Genomic DNA, 16,841 nt, shown 5'->3' with positions numbered 1-16,841 from the left:
CAAACATACTTCGCTGGTGGTTCACGCCACCGCACGGTTGCCGGGGCGGGCACCGTCGTCGGCCGTGCGCGGCAGGGTGCCGAGCTGGACGCTCAGCAAATCCTCCACCAGCGGCGCGAAATGGCGCAGCGCCCGCTCGTACACCTGGCGCTTGAAGTTCACCACATGCACCGCCGGGTACCAGAAGTCGACCCAGCGCCAGATGTCGAACTCCGGCTTGTCGCAGGCGTCGAGCTTGAATGCGTCCTCGCCGGCAGCCAGGCGCAGCAGGAACCACACCTGCTTCTGGCCGATGCAGGTGGGGCGCTGGTGGTGGCGCACGTAGCGGTTGGGCAGGCGGTAACGCAGCCAGCCGCGGGTGCTGGCGATGACCTCGACCTGATCGGGCGCCAGCCCGGTTTCCTCGGCCAGTTCGCGGTACATGGCTTCCAGCGGCGTCTCGTCGCTGCGCATGCCGCCCTGCGGAAACTGCCAGCCGTCGTGGCTGACGCGGCGCGCCCAGAACAGCTGACCATCGCCGTTGAGCAGCACGATGCCTACGTTCGGGCGATAGCCATCCGCGTCGATCATGTCGCCTCCTCGAGCCGTGCATGCCGCGCGTGCAGCGGCCGGGGCCCGGATTCAACCATAGCGCGCGCCGAGCCGGAAAGCGAAGAGGCTTGAACCGGCCGGGTGCGCCGATTACACTGCCGGGCTCCGTTGGCGCACCGCGCCGGCGACGCCCCAAGGCTATGTAGCTCAGCCGGTTAGAGCACAGCACTCATAATGCTGGGGTCGGTGGTTCGAGTCCACCCATAGCCACCACGCGCCTGCGGCGCCGTGTTTTCCTCGCATCGCTGCTTCCGCTGCCCGCGGTCCCGCCATGGGCCGTCATACAATGGCTCGCCATGCATATCCATAAAGTGTTCCAGATCGAGGCGGCCCATCGGCTGCCCCACGTGCCGGCCGGCCACAAGTGCGCGCGCCTGCACGGGCATTCGTTCCGCATCGAGATCCACGTCGAGGGCGAGCCCGATCCGGCGCTGGGTTGGGTGATGGACTTCGCCGACGTCAAGGCGGCCTTCGCCCCCTTGTTCGAACAGCTGGACCACCACTACCTCAACGACATCGACGGACTGGAAAACCCCACCAGCGAGACGCTGGCGCGCTGGATCTTCCGTCGGCTGGAGCCGCGCCTGTCGGGGCTGGACCGGGTGGTGGTGCATGAAACCTGTACGTCGGGCGCCAGTTGCAGCCGGGCCAGTTTCTGACGCGCCGCAAAATTTTTCCCCATAGCGGCAGGCGGTATCTATACACGATGCATGTTGCACCGCACAAAAATGTCTGCTAGGCTTGTCTCACTCCCAAGACTCCCGCGAGGGACAAGCCATGACCCATCCGTTCGATTCCCAGGTGTTCGACTACGCCCGCCAGTTCGCCGACAACGCCTTCAGGGCGCAGGCGCTGATGCTCAAGGGCATCGAGCAGGCTGCCGGCCTGCAATTGGGCGCGCTGGAACAGCAGTCCCGTTCCACCGCGGGTTTTTTTGCAGCTGCCGGCCAGGCGCGTGACGCCGAGGCGCTTCGTGGCCTGTGGGACAAGGGCGTGGCGCTGGGCCGCGAGCAGGCCGAGCAGGCGGTGGTGCTGAGCCAGGGCCTGGTCGCCGTGGGCAGGCAGACCGCCGAATCGCTCGGCGCGCTCGCGCAGCCGCGGCAGGCCGCCAACGATGCGGCCGTGGCGCCGGGTGGTCGCAAGGCCGCGGCGAAGTAAAACCTTCTGCGGCGCCCCTCCCTTCCCCTCGACGGGCGCGCTCCCAGGGCCGGACAGGATTGTCCGGCCCTTTTTTTGGCCGCGTGCAAGAACTTGCGTCGTGCGAAAAGTGAACGCCGGCGCCCGCACGACAACATGTCGCAGTCGTTGCGGCTTGTCCGGCCAAATGGCCGACTGATATACTTTTGCGGATTGGATCGTGGCCCGTGGCGGTAAGGGTGACGCCTGGTGCGAAGCCTCGCGGGGACACACGTGCTCAACAGTCTTGCCTCCGGTCGTCGTCTGGCGCTGCGCATCGTGATGTGGCAGTTGGCCGTGGCGGTACTGGTCGGCCTCGTTTTCCTGATGCAGGGGCGCCGTGAAGCCTTGGCGGCCGCTGCAGCCGCCCTCGTGGTGGCGCTGGGCAACGCGCTGCTTGGCGCGCGGGCCTTCGCCGGGATGCATGGGGCAGGCATGGCGTTTGGCCGGCTGCTGATGGGCATGATCCTCAAGTGGATCGTGGTCATCGGAGGGATGGGCATGATCCTGATTCAACTGAAGTTGCCGCCGCTGGCCGCCATTACGGGGCTGGCGGCTGCTTACGCGGTCCATCTGCTGGCGTTTCGATTCAAGGGTTGACACATGGCAAGCGAGCCGCACGGCGGTCTTACCGAATACATCTCCCACCACCTGAAGCACCTGACTCCGCACGCCAATCCGGAGGGCTTCTGGGCGGTGCACATCGATTCGATCACCGTGTCGCTGGTGCTCGGTGTGCTGTTCTGCCTGTGGTTCTGGATGAAGGCGCGCAAGGCAACCGCCGGCGTGCCGGGCAGGGGGCAGGCGTTTGCCGAAATCGTGCTGGAGTTCGTCGACGGCCAGGTCAAGGACGTCTTCCATGGCGATCGCCGCGTGCTGGGCCCGCTGGCACTGACGGTGTTCGTCTGGGTGTTCCTGATGAACGCGATGGACCTGCTGCCGGTCGACCTGCTGCCGTGGATCACCGAGAAGTTCGGCATCGGCCATTTCCGCGCCGTGCCCACGGCCGACACCAGCATGACCTTCGCGATGTCGCTGACGGTGCTGATCCTGATCATCTTCTACAGCTTCAAGGCCAAGGGCTTCAGCGGCTACATGAACGAGATGTTCACCGCGCCGTTCGGCAAGCACCCGCTGCTGTGGATCCCCAATTTCGCGCTGAACCTGGTCGAGCTGCTCTCCAAGCCGGTGAGCCTGGCGATGCGACTGTTCGGCAACATGTACGCCGGCGAGCTCGTGTTCATGCTGATTGCCGGCCTGTTCAGCGCCGGCAGCTGGCTGCTTTACGGCATGGGCATCGTCGGTTACACCGTGTGGGGCATCTTCCACATCCTGATCATTTCGATCCAGGCCTTCATCTTCATGGTGCTGACCATCGTGTACATCTCGATGGCCCACGAGCACCACTGATTTGCTGTCCGTTTCTAGTCGAACAATTTTCTAGTCGAACAATTTTCAACCGAACAACAAAGCTTTTCTTTCTGAGGAGATCGTCGTGGAAGCTATCGTTCAAATCGCGCAAGTCCAGGGTTTCACCGCCATCGCGCTGGGCCTCATCATCGGCCTGGGCGCCCTCGGTGCCTGTATCGGCATCGGTGTGATGGGTTCGAAGTTCCTGGAAGCCGCCGCCCGCCAGCCGGAGCTGGTGCCGCTGCTGCAGGGCCGCATGTTCCTGCTGGCCGGCCTGATCGACGCGGCGTTCCTGATCGGCGTGGCGCTGGCGATGTACTTCGCGGTGGCCAATCCGCTGCTGGCCAGCCTGACCGCCGCCGGTTAAGTCGCCTCGACGGTGCTTCGGCGCCGTTCCCCTACGGGCGTCGCCGCGGCGCCCGTAGCCGTACCACCGCATTTATAGGTATGCAGCGATGCTTCCCAACGCGACCTTGATCGGCGAAATGATCGCTTTCGCCATCCTGATCTGGTTCTGCGTCCAGTTCATCTGGCCGCACCTCAACAAGGCTATCGAAGAGCGCCAGCTCAAGATTGCCGAAGGCCTCGATGCCGCCGAGCGCGCCCGCGCCGAGCTGCGCGACGCCGACACCAAGGTGGCCGCCGAGATCAAGGTGGCGCGCCAGCAGGCTTCGGAAATCATCGATCGCGCCCAGCAGCAGGCCAACCAGATCCTGGACAAGGCCCGTGCCGATGCGATCGGCGAGATCAACCGCCTGAAGGCCGCCGCGCAGGACGACATCGCCTCGATGGCGCAGCGTGCCCGCGAAGAGCTGCGCGAGAAGGTCGGCGCGCTGGCCGTGCAGGGCGCCGCCAAGATCGTGCAGCGCGAGATCGACCCGGCCACGCACAAGGCCCTGCTCGACCAGCTCGCGGCCGAGGTTTAAAGGCCATGGCCCAGGCAATCACCCTCGCCCGTCCGTACGCGCGCGCCGCTTTCGAGCTGGCGCACGAGGCCGGTGCGCTCGGCGACTGGTCGCAGGCGTTCGCCTTCGCCGCCGTGGTGGCGAAGGATGCGCGCGTGGCCGCGTTGGTCGGCGACCCGCGCGTGCTGCCCTCGCAACTGGTGGCGCTGCATCTGCCGCAGGGCATGGGCACGGATACGCCGTTCGCGCAGTTCCTGGCCTCGCTGGCCGAACAGCGCCGCTTGGCGTTGGTGCCCGAAGTGGCCGAGCTGTACGAGGAGCACAAGCGCGAGGCCGGTTCACAGCTGAAGGTCAAGGTGACCAGCGCGATGGCGCTGGACGCCGCCCAGGCCGACCAGCTGAAGGACTCGCTCAAGCGCCGCTTCAAGCGCGAGATCGAGCTGGAGACCCATGTCGACGAGGCGCTGCTCGGCGGCGTGGTGATCGACACCGGCAGCGAGGTGATCGACGGCTCCGCCCGCGGTCGCCTGCAGCGGCTCTCGACCGCATTGACGCATTGATTGAACGCGGCATGCGTGCCGCGAAAGCGGAACCGGCCATCCATGGCCGACTCTGAAAAAAATCAAAGAGCACGCCGACCATGGGGTCGGACTCTTGAAAAGCATTCCCAAATTCAGGAAAGCGACCATGTCCAGCACCACCTTGAACCCGTCCGAGATCAGCGAACTGATCAAGAGCCGCATCGAGCAGTTCAAGCTCGGCGCGGAGGCCCGCAACGAGGGCACGATCATCAGCGTGTCCGACGGCATCGTGCGCATCCACGGCCTGGCCGACGTGATGCAGGGCGAAATGATCGAACTGCCGGGCAACGCCTTCGCGCTCGCGCTGAACCTCGAGCGTGACTCGGTCGGCGCCGTGGTGCTGGGCGAGTTCCAGCACCTGAAGGAAGGCGACACCGCCAAGACCACCGGCCGCATCCTCGAAGTGCCGGTCGGCCCGGAGATGCTCGGCCGCGTCGTCGACGCGCTGGGCAATCCGATCGACGGCAAGGGCCCGATCAACGCCAAGAAGACCTCGCCGATCGAGAAGGTCGCGCCGGGCGTGATCTGGCGCAAGTCGGTCGACCAGCCGGTGCAGACCGGCTACAAGGCGATCGACTCGATGATCCCGATCGGTCGTGGCCAGCGCGAGCTGATCATCGGCGACCGCCAGACCGGCAAGACCGCGGTGGCGATCGACGCGATCATCAACCAGAAGGATTCGGGCATCTACAGCATCTACGTCGCGATCGGGCAGAAGCGCTCGTCGATCGCCAACGTGGTGCGCAAGCTCGAGGAAAACGGCGCGCTGGCCAATACCATCGTCGTCGTCGCCTCGGCCTCCGAGTCGGCCGCGCTGCAGTACATCGCGCCGTATTCGGGCTGCGCCATGGGCGAGTACTTCCGCGACCGCGGCGAAGACGCGCTGATCGTCTATGACGACCTGTCCAAGCAGGCCGTGGCGTACCGTCAGATCTCGCTGCTGCTCAAGCGCCCGCCGGGCCGCGAAGCCTACCCGGGCGACGTGTTCTATCTGCACTCGCGCCTGCTCGAGCGCGCCGCGCGCGTGTCCGAGGCCTACGTCGAGAAGGAGACCAACGGCGAGGTCAAGGGCAAGACCGGTTCGCTCACGGCGCTGCCGATCATCGAGACCCAGGCCGGCGACGTCTCGGCGTTCGTGCCGACCAACGTGATCTCGATCACCGACGGCCAGATCTTCCTGGAAACCGACCTGTTCAACGCCGGCATCCGTCCGCCCGTGAACGCCGGTATCTCGGTGTCGCGCGTGGGTGGTGCGGCGCAGACCAAGATCGTCAAGAAGCTCTCCGGCGGCGTGAAGCTGTCGCTGGCGCAGTTCCGTGAGCTGGCCGCGTTCGCGCAGTTCGCCTCGGACCTGGACCCGGCCACGCGCGCCCAGCTCGACCGCGGCCAGCGCGTGACCGAGCTGATGAAGCAGCGGCAGTACGCGCCGCTGTCGATCGCCGAGCTGGCGCTGTCGGTGTACGCCGCCGAGAAGGGCTACCTCGACGACCTCGCGGTCGCCCAGGTGCTGCCGTTCGAAAAGGGCCTGCACGCCTTCTTCCATCAGAACCACGAGGACCTGATGAAGAAGATCGTGGCCACCGGCGACTGGAATGGCGAGATCGAGGGCGCCTTCAAGAGCGGCCTGGACGAGTACAAGAAGACCGGTTCCTGGTGAACCCGTAGGGTGGGCTTCGGCCCACCAGGCACGACGACGGCGGGCTGAAGCCCGCCCTACGAAGTTCGAACCCGAGAGCACAGAGCATGGCAAGCGGTCGCGAAATCAAAACCAAGATCAAGAGCACGCAGAACATGCGCAAGGTGACGCGCGCGCTCGAAATGGTCTCGGCCTCGAAGATCCGCAAGGCGCAGGACCTGATGAAGGCCTCGCGTCCGTATGCGCGGATGATGCGCCGGGTGATCGCGCATGTTGCGCAGGCCAATACCGACTTCAAGCATCCGTTCCTGGTCGAGCGCGACAACGTGGCGCGGGTGGCGTTCATCGTCATCTCCACCGACCGCGGCCTGTGCGGTGGCCTCAACTCCAACCTGTTCCGCCGCCTGCTGCCGGCCATCCGCCAGTGGCAGGACCAGAACGTACAGGTCGACGTGGTGGCCATCGGCCAGAAGGCCAACCAGTTTTTCCGCCGCATCAAGGGCGTCAACCTGGTCGGCAGCGTCAGCCAGCTGGGTGAGCGTCCAAAGCTGGAGCAGCTGGTCGGCGTGATCAAGGTGGTGCTGGACGCCTATACGGCCAACGACCTTGGTCGCGTGTTCCTGGCCTACAACGACTTCGTCAACACCATGACGCAGAAGCCGTCGGTCGACGCGCTGCTGCCGCTGCCGCTGGTGGCGGCCGAACTGGCAGCACACCAGCAGGCCGGCGAGTCGGCCTATGCCGGCATCACGCTGGAGCAGAGCCACGACTGGGACTACATCTACGAACCCGATGCCGCGGCGGTGCTCGAGCACGTGCTCGGCCGTTACGTCGAGTCGGTGGTGTACCAGGGCGTGCTGGAGAATCTCGCCAGCGAGCATGCCGCGCGCATGGTGGCCATGAAGAGCGCTTCGGACAACGCCAACAAGGTGATCGCCGAATTGACCCTGAGCTACAACAAGGCGCGTCAGGCAGCGATCACGCAGGAAATTTCCGAGATTGTCGGCGGTGCTGCGGCGGTGTGAGTGCTGCGGTGTTTACTAGTGCGAGCATCCATGCTCGCAAGAACAGATCAAAAAGCGGCCATCCATGGCCGCACTCTTCACAAGAGCGACGCTTCGGTGGCGCTTTTCAAAGAAACCTAAGAAATCCATCCGGAGCACATCCATGAGCCAGGGCAAAGTTGTTCAGATCATCGGCGCGGTCATCGACGTCGAGTTCGCGCGCGATCAGGTGCCGCAGGTGTACGACGCACTGAAGATCGACGGCATGGACATCACGCTGGAGGTCCAGCAGGTGCTGGGTGACGGCATCGTCCGCACCATCGCGCTGGGTTCCACCGAGGGCCTGCGCCGCGGTCTGGTCGCGCACAACACCGGCGAGGGCATCAAGGTGCCGGTCGGTGCCGCCACGCTCGGCCGCATCATGGACGTGCTCGGCAACCCGATCGACGAAGTCGGTCCGATCAATGCCGAGGACCATTGGGTCATCCACCGCGAGGCGCCGTCCTACGACGAGCAGGCCGCGGCCAACGAGCTGCTGGAAACCGGCATCAAGGTGATCGACCTGGTGTGCCCGTTCGCCAAGGGCGGCAAGGTCGGCCTGTTCGGCGGCGCTGGCGTGGGCAAGACGGTGAACATGCTCGAGCTGATCAACAACATCGCGACCCAGCATGCGGGCCTGTCGGTGTTCGCCGGCGTGGGTGAGCGCACCCGCGAGGGCAACGACTTCTATCACGAGATGCAGGATGCCGGCGTGGTCAAGCTGGACGCGCTGCCCGAGTCGAAGGTGGCGATGGTCTACGGCCAGATGAACGAGCCGCCGGGCAACCGCCTGCGCGTGGCGCTGACCGGCCTGACCATGGCCGAGTACTTCCGCGACCAGAAGGACGAGAGCGGCAAGGGCAAGGACGTGCTGCTGTTCGTCGACAACATCTACCGCTACACGCTGGCCGGTACCGAGGTGTCCGCGCTGCTCGGCCGCATGCCGTCGGCGGTGGGCTACCAGCCGACCCTGGCCGAGGAAATGGGCGTGTTGCAGGAGCGCATCACCTCCACCAAGACCGGCTCGATCACCTCGATCCAGGCCGTGTACGTGCCCGCGGACGACCTGACCGATCCGTCGCCGGCGACCACCTTCGCGCATCTGGACGCGACCGTGGTGCTGAGCCGTAACATCGCCGCGCTGGGCATCTACCCGGCGGTGGACCCGCTCGACTCGACCAGCCGCCAGCTCGACCCGAACGTGATCGGCCCGGAGCACTACGACGTCGCCCGCCGCGTGCAGGGCATGCTGCAGCGCTACAAGGAGCTCAAGGACATCATCGCGATCCTGGGCATGGACGAGCTGAGCGAAGAAGACAAGCAGGTCGTCTCGCGCGCCCGCAAGTGCGAGCGCTTCTTCAGCCAGCCGTTCCATGTGGCCGAAGTGTTCACCGGCGCGCCGGGCAAGTACGTGTCGCTGAAGGAAACCATCCGCGGCTTCAAGATGATCGTGGACGGCGACGTCGACCACCTGCCGGAGCAGGCGTTCTACATGGTCGGCGGCATCGACGAGGCGATCAAGAAGGGCGAGGAGATGTCGGCGAAGAAGGCCGCGTAAGCGCCTTCCGGGATTCGGGATTGGGAGTCGGGATTCGTTAAAGCGAAGCCCGCTCCGCCTGGCGAATCCCGACTCCCGACTCCCGAATCCCGTCGAGCAGAGCGAGACCAAGCATGACCACCACCATCCGCGTCGAAGTCGTCAGCGCCGAAGCCGCGATCTACTCGGGCGAGGCCACGATGGTCGTCGCCACCGGCGACCAAGGCGAGCTGGGCATCACGCCCCGCCACGCCCCGTTGATCACCCGCCTGAAGCCGGGCAAGGTCATCGTGACCGAGGCCGGCGGCGAAAAGGTCGACATCTCGATCACCGGCGGCGGCATCCTGGAAGTACAGCCGCACGCGGTCACCGTGCTGGCCGACACCGCGGTGCGTTCCGAGGAGATCGACGAAGCCGCCGCGCTGGCCGCCAAGAAGGAAGCCGAGGAAGCCCTGGCCAACCGCTCCGACGCCATTGACGTGGCCGAGGCGCAGGCCAAGCTGGTCGCCGCACTGACCCAGCTGCAGGCGCTCGAGCGCCTGCGCAAGAACCTCAAGCACTGACGGGCCGCCAGCCCTGACCGAAAACGCCGGCCTTGCGCCGGCGTTTTCGTTTGGCTCCTCCCTCCTTCGGGGATAGGACGGGGGTGTTGCGAAAAGTACCGATCCGAACCCTCGCTCCGGAAAACGAAGGAGCGCGCCGATTGTCGCCTCGAATCCGCCCGGCTAGGCTGCCTTGGGCCCCGAGGGAAGGAATCGCCATGACCCGCGTGACAATGGTCCTCGCCGTCGCCTTGCTGGCCGGCTGCGCCAGCACCGTGCCGAAGCCGAAGCCGCCGGCCGAGCCTGGCGTCGGCTCGGCAAGCTACCGCAGCGCCACCGACAGCAGTCTGGCGCATTACCGGCTGGCGCTGGGCCAGATCGCCATGGGCGCCACGCTCGAGGCACATGAACCGCCCGCCTACCCCAAGTCCATGCTGGCCGCCTGTGCAGCCTTGGTCGAGCTGCCGGCGCGGGTGATCGTGGCCGCCGATGGTCACGTCAGCGACGTGCGCATAGACCCGGCCCCGACGCGCCGGTCATTCGTCGCCGCCGTGCGCCAGGCGGTGCGGGAATGGCGCTACGCGCCGCTCACCATCACCCGCTGGGCGTCCGACGCAAACGGTACCAGCCATCCGGTGGACCGCGAGACCAAGCCCTTCAGCCTCGACTACGTGTTCAGTTTTCGCTGCGAGCATGGCCACGCTTCGGTGTCCTCCGGCCCGGATCCCGCACGCCGCTGAGCGCGGCGCTCTGGACGCGCCGCCCACAATCGCGCGCCTAGACTCATCCGGGCTGGGCTGTCAGGAGCGCATATGAAACACGCTGTCCGCCGCACGCTGATCGGCGTCGTGATCGTGGTTGCGCTGCTCGTGGTGGCGCGGATCGCCTTGCCCTACGTGGTCAAGGATTACCTCAACCGCAAGATGGACCACATGGGCGACTACCACGGCCATGTCGCCGACGTGGACATCCATCTTTGGCGCGGCGCCTACAGCCTCGGCGACCTGCGCATCGACAAGGTCGACGGCAAGGTGCCGGTGCCATTCTTCTCCGTGGCCACCACCGACATCGCGATCAGCTGGCGCGCGCTCACCCATGGCACCGTCCGCGGTCGGGTGGTGTTCGACCATGCCAGCCTGAATTTCGTCGACGGCGGCGAGCAGGCGGCGAGCCAGGCCGGCAAGGGCGTGGACTGGCGTGCGCAACTCGAGGGACTGCTGCCGATCCGCCTGGACGAACTGACCGTGCACAACAGCCAGGTCACCTTCCACAACTTCGTCTCGCATCCGAAGGTGGACATGAAGATGACCGACGTGGAGGCCACCGCGGTCAACCTGAGCAACGCCGATCGCAGCGGCGGCCGCCGCGTGGCCGACTTCAACGCCACCGCCAGGGTGCTCGGCAATGCCCCGATGATGGCCAAGGCCAGCTTCGATCCGCTGGATCCGAAGCTGCTGGATTTCACCTTCGCCCTGCGCATCCGCGACATCGAACTCAAACGCCTGAACGACCTGGCGCGCGCCTATGCCAAACTGGATTTCGCCGCTGGCGCCGGCACGTTCGTCATGCAGCTGGAAGCCAAGAATGGCGAGCTCAACGGTTATGCCAAGCCGCTGCTGCACGACGTCAAGGTGTTCAGCTGGAAGCAGGACGTCGAGCAGGATGGCGAGAACCCGCTGCGGGTCGCGTGGGAGGCGGTCGCCAGCGGCGTGACCTGGTTGTTCAAGAACCATGAGAAGGACCAGTTCGCCACCAAGGTGCCGATCAGCGGACGCATCGACAGCAAGGACCTGGGCACCTGGCGGGCGGTCCTCAACGTGCTGCACAACGCCTTCGTGCAGGCCTACTCGCCCAAGCTGGAAGACCTGAAGCCGGCGCCCGAGAAGGAAGGCTGACCAGTCCGCTTCACGGACGCGCTGTTATCCTGACCGGCGACTTCCACCTGCTCCGGTGCCCGCATGCCCGCCTCGCCCCTGCACGTCGTGATCCTCGCCGCCGGCGAGGGCAAGCGCATGAAATCCCGCAAGCCCAAGGTGCTGATGCCGCTGGCCGGCCGGCCCCTGCTGGCGCACGTGCTGGACACCGCGCGGGCGCTTTCGCCCGCGGCCATCCACGTCGTGCACGGGCATGCCGGCGAGCAGGTGCGGGCCGCCTTCACCGCCGACGCCGACCTGGACTGGGTCGAACAGGCCGAGCGGCTGGGTACCGGACACGCCGTGGCGCAGGCGCTGGCGCAGGTTCCCGGCCAGGCGCGCGTGCTGGTGCTCTACGGCGACGTGCCTTTGCTGCGTGCCGACACCGTGGCGCCACTGGCTGCGGCCGACGGCCTGGCGCTGCTCGCCACCGTGCTGGAAGAGCCGCAAGGCTACGGACGCGTGCTGCGCGATGCCGACGGCCGCATCACCGGAGTGGTCGAGGAAAAGGACGCCGACGCCGGCCAGCGGGCCATCCGCCTGGTCAACACCGGCATCCTGGCCGCAGGCGCCGACGCGTTGCGCGGCTGGATCGGCCGACTCGACCGCAACAACGCCCAGGGCGAGTACTACCTCACCGACGTTTTCGCCATGGCCGCCGCTGAAGGCAAGCCTGCCGCCTGCATCGAATGCACCGACCCGGTCGAGGCGGCCGGTGCCAACAACCCGCTGCAACTGGCCGAACTGGAGGACCAGCATCGCCGCCGCGCGGCCCGCGAACTGCTGCTGGCGGGCGTGCGGCTGGCCGACCCGGCGCGGCTGGAGGTCCGCGGCCCAGTGCAGGCGGGCATGGACGTGGAGCTGGACATCGACGTCGTGCTCGAAGGCCGCGTGGTACTGGGCGACGACGTGCGCATCGGCCCGTTCGTGCGCCTGAAGGACGTACAGCTGGCCGCCGGTACCGTGGTTCTGGCCCATTGCGACCTGGAGGGCGTGGTCACCCACGGCGCCTGCACCATCGGTCCGTTCGCGCGTTTGCGGCCGGGCACCGAACTGGCAGCAGGCGTGCACGTGGGCAATTTCGTCGAGACCAAACAGGCGCGCCTGGGCGAGGGCAGCAAGGCCAACCACCTCACCTATCTGGGCGACGCGCGCATTGGCGCGGGCGTCAACGTCGGCGCCGGCACGATCACCTGCAACTACGACGGCGCCAACAAGCACCTGACGCAGATCGGCGACGGCGCCTTCATCGGCTCGAACAGCGCGCTGGTGGCGCCGGTGAACATCGGTGCCAACGCCACCATCGGTGCCGGCTCGGTGATCACCCATCATGCGCCCGAGGGCGAGCTGACCGTGGCGCGCGGGCGGCAGCAGACCATTCAGGGCTACCGGCGCCCGGTAAAGAAGCCGAAGTAGGAACGCTCCGGTTCGCGTCGGACCACTCCCTCCCCTGCTTGCAGGGGAGGGTTGGGGAGGGGTGCTCTGGGTCTGGCACAAGAGCGACCCCCTCCGAGCCTCCCCTGCGAGCAGAGGGAGGAGCAGAGCTCTAGGCGTAACGCCAGCCGTCGATTTCCACCAGCAGCTCGCTGCGGCAGATGTCGCCGTGCAGCAGCAATACCGGCACGCCGGGCAGGCGGCGGGCGATGAACTCGCGTACCTGCGCCGCATCGGCGGGATGGCGCACGTAGGTCTTCAGCGGCGATTGCGTGTCGAAGCCGGGCGCCAGCCGTCCCTGGGCCAGCAGTGCTTCCAGGTTGGCAAAGGTCTCCTCCAGCTGCGCCTGCAGGTCGTCCCCGTGCGCCGAGGCGTGGCCGACCACCGCGGCGGTGCCGGAAATGGCCAGCGCGTCCTGCGCCGGCAGCAGCATGGCGCGGGCGAAGCTCGGCGGCGTGCGGCCGTACTGGCGCGGGTAGCACCAGGCGCTGACCTGGCGCGGGTTCTCGACGCGCTCGCCCGGCTGGTCGCAGGCCAGCACGTACACCTGCAGGCGGCCGGCCGGGCCGTGATGACCGATTGCGGTCGCCGCCGGAAAACCTTCGGCGAAGAACGACCCCATGCCCGCCGCGCGGCCCTCGCAGAACTGCTTGTAGCGTTCGGCGTCGCCCTCGCCCTGGTTGATCGCTTCGAGATAGTTCCATACCCGCAGCACGTGCCGCTCGGCGCGGCACTCGACCAGCCGGCGCAGCTCCTGGTAAGCGCAGGTGGCCGCGCCGCCGGGACCGCCGTGGTCGGCCTCGTCCAGCTCCACCGCGGCAAACAGCCAGCCGCCGCCGGCCGCCCAGCGCACCGCGCCGTCGCGGCCGTGGCTGACCTCGGCGTCGACCTGCCACAGCTCCAGCGGCGCGGGCGCATCGAAGCTTTCCAGTGCCACGCGGAACCAGCGCGGATCCTCTTCCGCCGCCGTCCCGCTGCCGAAACCGAACACCGCCAGCGTGCCCGGTTCGGCCAGCGCGGCGGCTACCTTCCCGCTGCGGTAGGCGACCCGCGGCGCGCGCCGCGGCAACGTTTCGACCAGCGCGTTTTCACAACCTTGCATCATGCCTTGCGAACCAGGAGCAACAAGGCCGCTATGTTACACTCCGCGCCTGTTGCCGCCGGGGGGAGGCACACATGGGGTACGGAACTTCGCATGGCAGAACAGACCGCGGCGCAGCACGAGCTGGCCACCTTGATCGTCCAGAGCCTGAACCTGGAATCGGTCGCGCCCGCGCAGATCGAGCCGGACGCGCCGCTGTTCGGCGGCGAACTGGGGCTCGATTCGATCGACGCCCTAGAAATCGCGCTGGCCGTGTCCAAGCGCTACGGTTTCCAGCTGCGTTCGGACAACCCCGACAACCGCCAGATCTTCACCAGCCTGGCCACGCTTTCGGCACATATCGAGCAGAACCGCGCCGCCTGAACCCGGGCGCGCGCGCCGCCATGGCGTGTCCGGCCATTCTTCGCGCGGATCATTGCCCCTTCCCACCCTGATGCACGCGCACGTCATGTCCGAGTCCCGGCGCCCCGGTGGGCGCCCGCTGCCGCTGTTGCTCGCCTATCCGCTGCTGGCGGTCGCCGGCGCGCTTACCCATCGCCAGGGCTTGTCGCTGGCGGCCCTGGCGTTGCTGCTGGGCCTGCTGCTGTGGCCGGCGCTGCGTCGCGGACGCCCGGGCGCGTGGCTGCTCTGGCTGGGCCTGCTGGGGGCGATGGCGGTGCTGGCCGCGCGCGACCTGGCCGCGCTGGCGCTCGATGCCGTGCCGCTGGCGCTGAACCTGCTGCTGGCCTGGATCTTCGGGCGCACCCTGCGTGCCGGCTGGCAACCGCTGGTGGAGCAGTTCATCGAGGCGATCGAGGGCACGCCGCGGCTGGCGATGCCCGGCATCGTCCGCTACGCGCGCCAGCTCACCGCGTTCTGGGCGGTGCTGCTGGCCGCGCAGGCGCTGGTGCTGGGCGTGATGCTGTTCTGCCAGGTGCCCGGCGGCGTGCTGGCGCGGCTGGGCGTGGCGCCGCCGTGGCCGGTGCCGCAGGCCTGGGTGCAGGCCTACGTGCACGTGGGCGTCTACCTGCTGCTGGCCGCGGTGTTCGTGCTGGAGTACCTGTACCGTCGCTGGCACCTGCGACACCTGCCGCACCTGGGCCTGCATGCACTCTTGCACCGGCTGGCGCTACGCTGGCCGCAGCTGATCCGCGGCAGGAACCGCGCACCATGACCACCGACGGCTACCACGCCACCTTTTCCTTCGCGGCCGACCATCCGAGCCTGCCGGGGCATTTTCCGGGACGGCCGCTGGTCGCCGGCGTGCTGCTGCTCGAACAGGTCGCCCACGCGCTGCGGGCGTGGCGCGGCGAGCGCCTGGCCTGCGTGCGCGAAGCCAAGTTCGTCGCCCCGCTGCTGCCGGACGAGCCGGCCGAACTGCAATTGACGCCGGCCGGCGCGCAGGTACGCTTCGAGATACGCCGCGCTGGCGCCCTGCTGGCGCGCGGCCTGGTCGAGGGAGCGGCGCACGCATGACCGAACACTGGCAAAGCCGGCCCGAGGGCGGCGGCCGCTTCGCGCTGTGGCTGATCCGCAACATTGCGCTCTACGGCGGGCGGCGGTTCGGGCGGCTGTTCCTGTATCCGATCACGCTGTACTTCTTCCTGCGCCGCGGACCCGAGCGCGCCGCTTCGCGCGTCTACCTGACCCGTGCATTCGGCCGCCGCGCCTCGACCTGGCAGGTGATGCGGCACATCCACTGCTTCGCCGCCACGATCATGGACCGGATCTTCCTGCTCGCCCACGGCGAGAAGCCGTTCGAGATCGAGACGGTCGGCCTGGAGATGCTCGACGAACGCCTGGCGCAGGGCCGCGGCGTGCTGCTGTTCGGCTCGCACCAGGGCAGCTTCGAGGCGCTGCGTGCGATCGGCGCGCGGCGCCCGGACATGCCGCTGCGCGTGCTGCTGGACAAGCAGAAGACGCCGGCGATGACCGAGCTGCTCGAAGCGCTGGCGCCGGAAGTGGGCGCCTGCGTGATCGACGCCGCGCAGGACGGCACCTCGATCACGCTGGCCATCGCCGAGGCCTGCGAGCGCGGCGCGCTGGTGGCGCTGCTGGCCGACCGCGGGCGCAGCCACGAAGCCTTGCGGCACGCGCCGTTCCTGGGCCAGAACGCACCCTTCCCGGTCGGCCCCTGGCTGCTGGCGCATTCGCTCAAGGTGCCGGTCGTGCTCTGTTTCGGGCTGTACCTGGGCGGCCGCCGCTACCGGCTGGTGTTCGAACCGATGGCCGACCGGGTGGACATCCCGCGCCACGACCGCGGCCCGGCGCTGGACGCGCTCATCGCCCGTTATGCCCAGCGGCTGGAGCATTACGTGCACGTGGCCCCCTACAACTGGTTCAACTTCTATGACTTCTGGCAGCAAGATCGGCGCACTGCTGTGCACCCTGGCCCTGAGCTGCTCGGCGAGCGCCTCGGCACCTGACGCCACCGACGCGCTGATCGCCGGGCTCGGCCGCCCCGCGCCGGCGCGCACCGCGTTTGCCGAAGCGCGCTTCATGCAGGTGCTGGAGCGTCCGTTGGTGGTCTCCGGCGAGTTGTCCTGGCTGGGTGGCGACACGCTCGAGCGCCACGTGCTCAAGCCGCACGAGGAAACCGCGCGCATCGCCGACGGCAAGGTCACCCAGCAGCGCGAGGGCAAGGGCGAACGCAGCTTCTCGCTGGAACGCGCGCCGCAGCTGAAGGTGCTGGTGGACAGCTTCGTAGCGCTGCTCGGCGGCGATCCCGGCCGGCTGCGCAAGGCCTTCGCGATCGCCCGCCGCGGCGATGCCCGCGGCACCTGGACGCTTACCCTGACCCCGCGCGACCTGGACGTGGCCCGCACCGTGGCCAGCATCCGCATCGACGGCCAGGGCAACGAAGCGCGCTGCATGTGGATGCAGGAAGCCGACGGCGACGTCGCCATCGACCTGCTCGGCAGCCTGGCCGCAAAAATGCCGGCCGAGCCGACCCGCGAGGCGCTCGCGGCGCTCTGCCAGGGCGGATGAGGGT

Annotated in this window: 21 protein-coding genes and 1 tRNA gene; 20 read left to right on the top strand and 2 right to left on the bottom strand. The window is 67.6% G+C overall.

The genetic code is table 11. The features are described from left to right. Window positions 1-21 precede the first annotated feature (21 nt). A complete protein-coding gene (locus tag OSC30_RS05540) occupies window positions 22-570 on the bottom strand; it encodes an RNA pyrophosphohydrolase (RefSeq protein WP_267170848.1) in 549 nt (182 codons plus the stop codon). A 157-nt stretch (window positions 571-727) separates the two neighbouring features. On the opposite strand from OSC30_RS05540, the gene OSC30_RS05535 reads away from it, so the two are divergent. The 15 genes from OSC30_RS05535 (at window position 728) to glmU (ending at window position 12,750) form a co-directional block, all read left to right on the top strand. Then, window positions 728-804, top strand: a tRNA-Met gene (locus tag OSC30_RS05535). Window positions 805-887: 83 nt separating this feature from the next. Beyond that, window positions 888-1,250: a 6-carboxytetrahydropterin synthase QueD gene (queD, locus tag OSC30_RS05530; RefSeq protein WP_267170847.1), complete on the top strand. Its 363-nt coding sequence runs from the start codon at window positions 888-890 to the stop codon at window positions 1,248-1,250. A 118-nt stretch (window positions 1,251-1,368) separates the two neighbouring features. After that, window positions 1,369-1,749 (top strand): phasin family protein, encoded by a 381-nt coding sequence (locus OSC30_RS05525; protein WP_267170846.1) that lies wholly within the window; start codon window positions 1,369-1,371, stop codon window positions 1,747-1,749. A 252-nt stretch (window positions 1,750-2,001) separates the two neighbouring features. Further along, the gene (locus OSC30_RS05520) at window positions 2,002-2,367 is read left to right on the top strand and encodes a hypothetical protein (RefSeq protein WP_267170845.1); all 366 of its coding nucleotides are present in this window, start codon (window positions 2,002-2,004) and stop codon (window positions 2,365-2,367) included. Between the two features lie 3 nt (window positions 2,368-2,370). Then, window positions 2,371-3,177, top strand: a complete 807-nt coding sequence (gene atpB / locus OSC30_RS05515) for a F0F1 ATP synthase subunit A (RefSeq protein WP_267170844.1) — start codon at window positions 2,371-2,373, stop codon at window positions 3,175-3,177. 85 nt (window positions 3,178-3,262) lie between these two features. Then, a complete protein-coding gene (gene atpE, locus OSC30_RS05510; protein ID WP_209614961.1) occupies window positions 3,263-3,544 on the top strand; it encodes a F0F1 ATP synthase subunit C in 282 nt (93 codons plus the stop codon). Window positions 3,545-3,632: 88 nt separating this feature from the next. Then, a complete protein-coding gene (locus tag OSC30_RS05505) occupies window positions 3,633-4,103 on the top strand; it encodes a F0F1 ATP synthase subunit B (protein WP_267170843.1) in 471 nt (156 codons plus the stop codon). A 5-nt stretch (window positions 4,104-4,108) separates the two neighbouring features. Further along, entirely contained in the window at window positions 4,109-4,642 is a 534-nt protein-coding gene (locus OSC30_RS05500; RefSeq protein ID WP_267170842.1) for a F0F1 ATP synthase subunit delta, read from the top strand. 127 nt (window positions 4,643-4,769) lie between these two features. Further along, the gene (atpA, locus tag OSC30_RS05495) at window positions 4,770-6,320 is read left to right on the top strand and encodes a F0F1 ATP synthase subunit alpha (RefSeq protein WP_267170841.1); all 1,551 of its coding nucleotides are present in this window, start codon (window positions 4,770-4,772) and stop codon (window positions 6,318-6,320) included. A gap of 86 nt (window positions 6,321-6,406) precedes the next feature. Beyond that, window positions 6,407-7,324, top strand: coding sequence for a F0F1 ATP synthase subunit gamma (atpG, locus tag OSC30_RS05490; protein ID WP_267170840.1), 918 nt, complete (start codon window positions 6,407-6,409; stop codon window positions 7,322-7,324). A 142-nt stretch (window positions 7,325-7,466) separates the two neighbouring features. Next, the gene (atpD, locus tag OSC30_RS05485) at window positions 7,467-8,900 is read left to right on the top strand and encodes a F0F1 ATP synthase subunit beta (protein ID WP_267170839.1); all 1,434 of its coding nucleotides are present in this window, start codon (window positions 7,467-7,469) and stop codon (window positions 8,898-8,900) included. A gap of 113 nt (window positions 8,901-9,013) precedes the next feature. Then, a complete protein-coding gene (locus tag OSC30_RS05480) occupies window positions 9,014-9,442 on the top strand; it encodes a F0F1 ATP synthase subunit epsilon (RefSeq protein WP_267170838.1) in 429 nt (142 codons plus the stop codon). A gap of 197 nt (window positions 9,443-9,639) precedes the next feature. Next, window positions 9,640-10,161, top strand: a complete 522-nt coding sequence (locus tag OSC30_RS05475; RefSeq protein ID WP_267170837.1) for an energy transducer TonB — start codon at window positions 9,640-9,642, stop codon at window positions 10,159-10,161. 72 nt (window positions 10,162-10,233) lie between these two features. Next, entirely contained in the window at window positions 10,234-11,316 is a 1,083-nt protein-coding gene (locus OSC30_RS05470) for a DUF748 domain-containing protein (RefSeq protein WP_267170836.1), read from the top strand. 63 nt (window positions 11,317-11,379) lie between these two features. Beyond that, window positions 11,380-12,750 carry a bifunctional UDP-N-acetylglucosamine diphosphorylase/glucosamine-1-phosphate N-acetyltransferase GlmU gene (gene glmU, locus OSC30_RS05465; protein WP_267170835.1) on the top strand — a complete coding sequence of 457 codons (1,371 nt, stop codon included), beginning with the start codon at window positions 11,380-11,382 and terminating at the stop codon, window positions 12,748-12,750. Window positions 12,751-12,880: 130 nt separating this feature from the next. Here the strand turns inward: glmU and OSC30_RS05460 are convergent, their stop codons facing one another. Next, window positions 12,881-13,873: a chorismate transformation FkbO/Hyg5 family protein gene (locus tag OSC30_RS05460; RefSeq protein WP_267170834.1), complete on the bottom strand. Its 993-nt coding sequence runs from the start codon at window positions 13,871-13,873 to the stop codon at window positions 12,881-12,883. Between the two features lie 90 nt (window positions 13,874-13,963). Here OSC30_RS05460 and OSC30_RS05455 point away from each other — a divergent pair, with 90 nt between their 5' ends. The 5 genes from OSC30_RS05455 (at window position 13,964) to OSC30_RS05435 (ending at window position 16,837) form a co-directional block, all read left to right on the top strand. Then, window positions 13,964-14,233, top strand: a complete 270-nt coding sequence (locus OSC30_RS05455) for a phosphopantetheine-binding protein (protein WP_267170833.1) — start codon at window positions 13,964-13,966, stop codon at window positions 14,231-14,233. 85 nt (window positions 14,234-14,318) lie between these two features. Further along, entirely contained in the window at window positions 14,319-15,023 is a 705-nt protein-coding gene (locus tag OSC30_RS05450; protein ID WP_267170832.1) for a COG4648 family protein, read from the top strand. After that, the gene (locus tag OSC30_RS05445) at window positions 15,020-15,325 is read left to right on the top strand and encodes an ApeI family dehydratase (protein ID WP_267170831.1); all 306 of its coding nucleotides are present in this window, start codon (window positions 15,020-15,022) and stop codon (window positions 15,323-15,325) included. The genes OSC30_RS05450 and OSC30_RS05445 overlap by 4 nt, the downstream gene beginning before the upstream one ends. Continuing rightward, a complete protein-coding gene (locus OSC30_RS05440; protein WP_267170830.1) occupies window positions 15,322-16,275 on the top strand; it encodes a lysophospholipid acyltransferase family protein in 954 nt (317 codons plus the stop codon). Before OSC30_RS05445 ends, OSC30_RS05440 begins: the two co-directional genes overlap by 4 nt. Then, window positions 16,199-16,837 (top strand): LolA-related protein, encoded by a 639-nt coding sequence (locus OSC30_RS05435; RefSeq protein WP_267170829.1) that lies wholly within the window; start codon window positions 16,199-16,201, stop codon window positions 16,835-16,837. The genes OSC30_RS05440 and OSC30_RS05435 overlap by 77 nt, the downstream gene beginning before the upstream one ends. Window positions 16,838-16,841 lie beyond the last annotated feature (4 nt).

Origin of the sequence: Frateuria hangzhouensis (genome assembly GCF_026410505.1) — a bacterium.
In the GTDB taxonomy this organism is placed as follows: domain Bacteria; phylum Pseudomonadota; class Gammaproteobacteria; order Xanthomonadales; family Rhodanobacteraceae; genus Frateuria_A; species Frateuria_A hangzhouensis.
This window is presented reverse-complemented; position numbering and strand designations above follow the sequence as displayed.

What these genes read in the sequence shown, in the direction of transcription:
- OSC30_RS05440 (WP_267170830.1), top strand. Translation starts at nt 15,322, where the DNA reads ATGACCGAACACTGGCAAAGCCGGCCCGAGGGCGGCGGCCGCTTCGCG.
- OSC30_RS05435 (WP_267170829.1), top strand. Translation starts at nt 16,199, where the DNA reads ATGACTTCTGGCAGCAAGATCGGCGCACTGCTGTGCACCCTGGCCCTG.
- OSC30_RS05475 (WP_267170837.1), top strand. Translation starts at nt 9,640, where the DNA reads ATGACCCGCGTGACAATGGTCCTCGCCGTCGCCTTGCTGGCCGGCTGC.
- glmU (WP_267170835.1), top strand. Translation starts at nt 11,380, where the DNA reads ATGCCCGCCTCGCCCCTGCACGTCGTGATCCTCGCCGCCGGCGAGGGC.
- atpA (WP_267170841.1), top strand. Translation starts at nt 4,770, where the DNA reads ATGTCCAGCACCACCTTGAACCCGTCCGAGATCAGCGAACTGATCAAG.
- OSC30_RS05455 (WP_267170833.1), top strand. Translation starts at nt 13,964, where the DNA reads ATGGCAGAACAGACCGCGGCGCAGCACGAGCTGGCCACCTTGATCGTC.
- atpD (WP_267170839.1), top strand. Translation starts at nt 7,467, where the DNA reads ATGAGCCAGGGCAAAGTTGTTCAGATCATCGGCGCGGTCATCGACGTC.
- OSC30_RS05480 (WP_267170838.1), top strand. Translation starts at nt 9,014, where the DNA reads ATGACCACCACCATCCGCGTCGAAGTCGTCAGCGCCGAAGCCGCGATC.
- OSC30_RS05450 (WP_267170832.1), top strand. Translation starts at nt 14,319, where the DNA reads ATGTCCGAGTCCCGGCGCCCCGGTGGGCGCCCGCTGCCGCTGTTGCTC.
- OSC30_RS05460 (WP_267170834.1), bottom strand. Translation starts at nt 13,873, where the DNA reads ATGATGCAAGGTTGTGAAAACGCGCTGGTCGAAACGTTGCCGCGGCGC.
- OSC30_RS05470 (WP_267170836.1), top strand. Translation starts at nt 10,234, where the DNA reads ATGAAACACGCTGTCCGCCGCACGCTGATCGGCGTCGTGATCGTGGTT.
- atpB (WP_267170844.1), top strand. Translation starts at nt 2,371, where the DNA reads ATGGCAAGCGAGCCGCACGGCGGTCTTACCGAATACATCTCCCACCAC.
- atpG (WP_267170840.1), top strand. Translation starts at nt 6,407, where the DNA reads ATGGCAAGCGGTCGCGAAATCAAAACCAAGATCAAGAGCACGCAGAAC.
- OSC30_RS05500 (WP_267170842.1), top strand. Translation starts at nt 4,109, where the DNA reads ATGGCCCAGGCAATCACCCTCGCCCGTCCGTACGCGCGCGCCGCTTTC.
- OSC30_RS05540 (WP_267170848.1), bottom strand. Translation starts at nt 570, where the DNA reads ATGATCGACGCGGATGGCTATCGCCCGAACGTAGGCATCGTGCTGCTC.
- OSC30_RS05525 (WP_267170846.1), top strand. Translation starts at nt 1,369, where the DNA reads ATGACCCATCCGTTCGATTCCCAGGTGTTCGACTACGCCCGCCAGTTC.
- queD (WP_267170847.1), top strand. Translation starts at nt 888, where the DNA reads ATGCATATCCATAAAGTGTTCCAGATCGAGGCGGCCCATCGGCTGCCC.
- OSC30_RS05505 (WP_267170843.1), top strand. Translation starts at nt 3,633, where the DNA reads ATGCTTCCCAACGCGACCTTGATCGGCGAAATGATCGCTTTCGCCATC.
- OSC30_RS05445 (WP_267170831.1), top strand. Translation starts at nt 15,020, where the DNA reads ATGACCACCGACGGCTACCACGCCACCTTTTCCTTCGCGGCCGACCAT.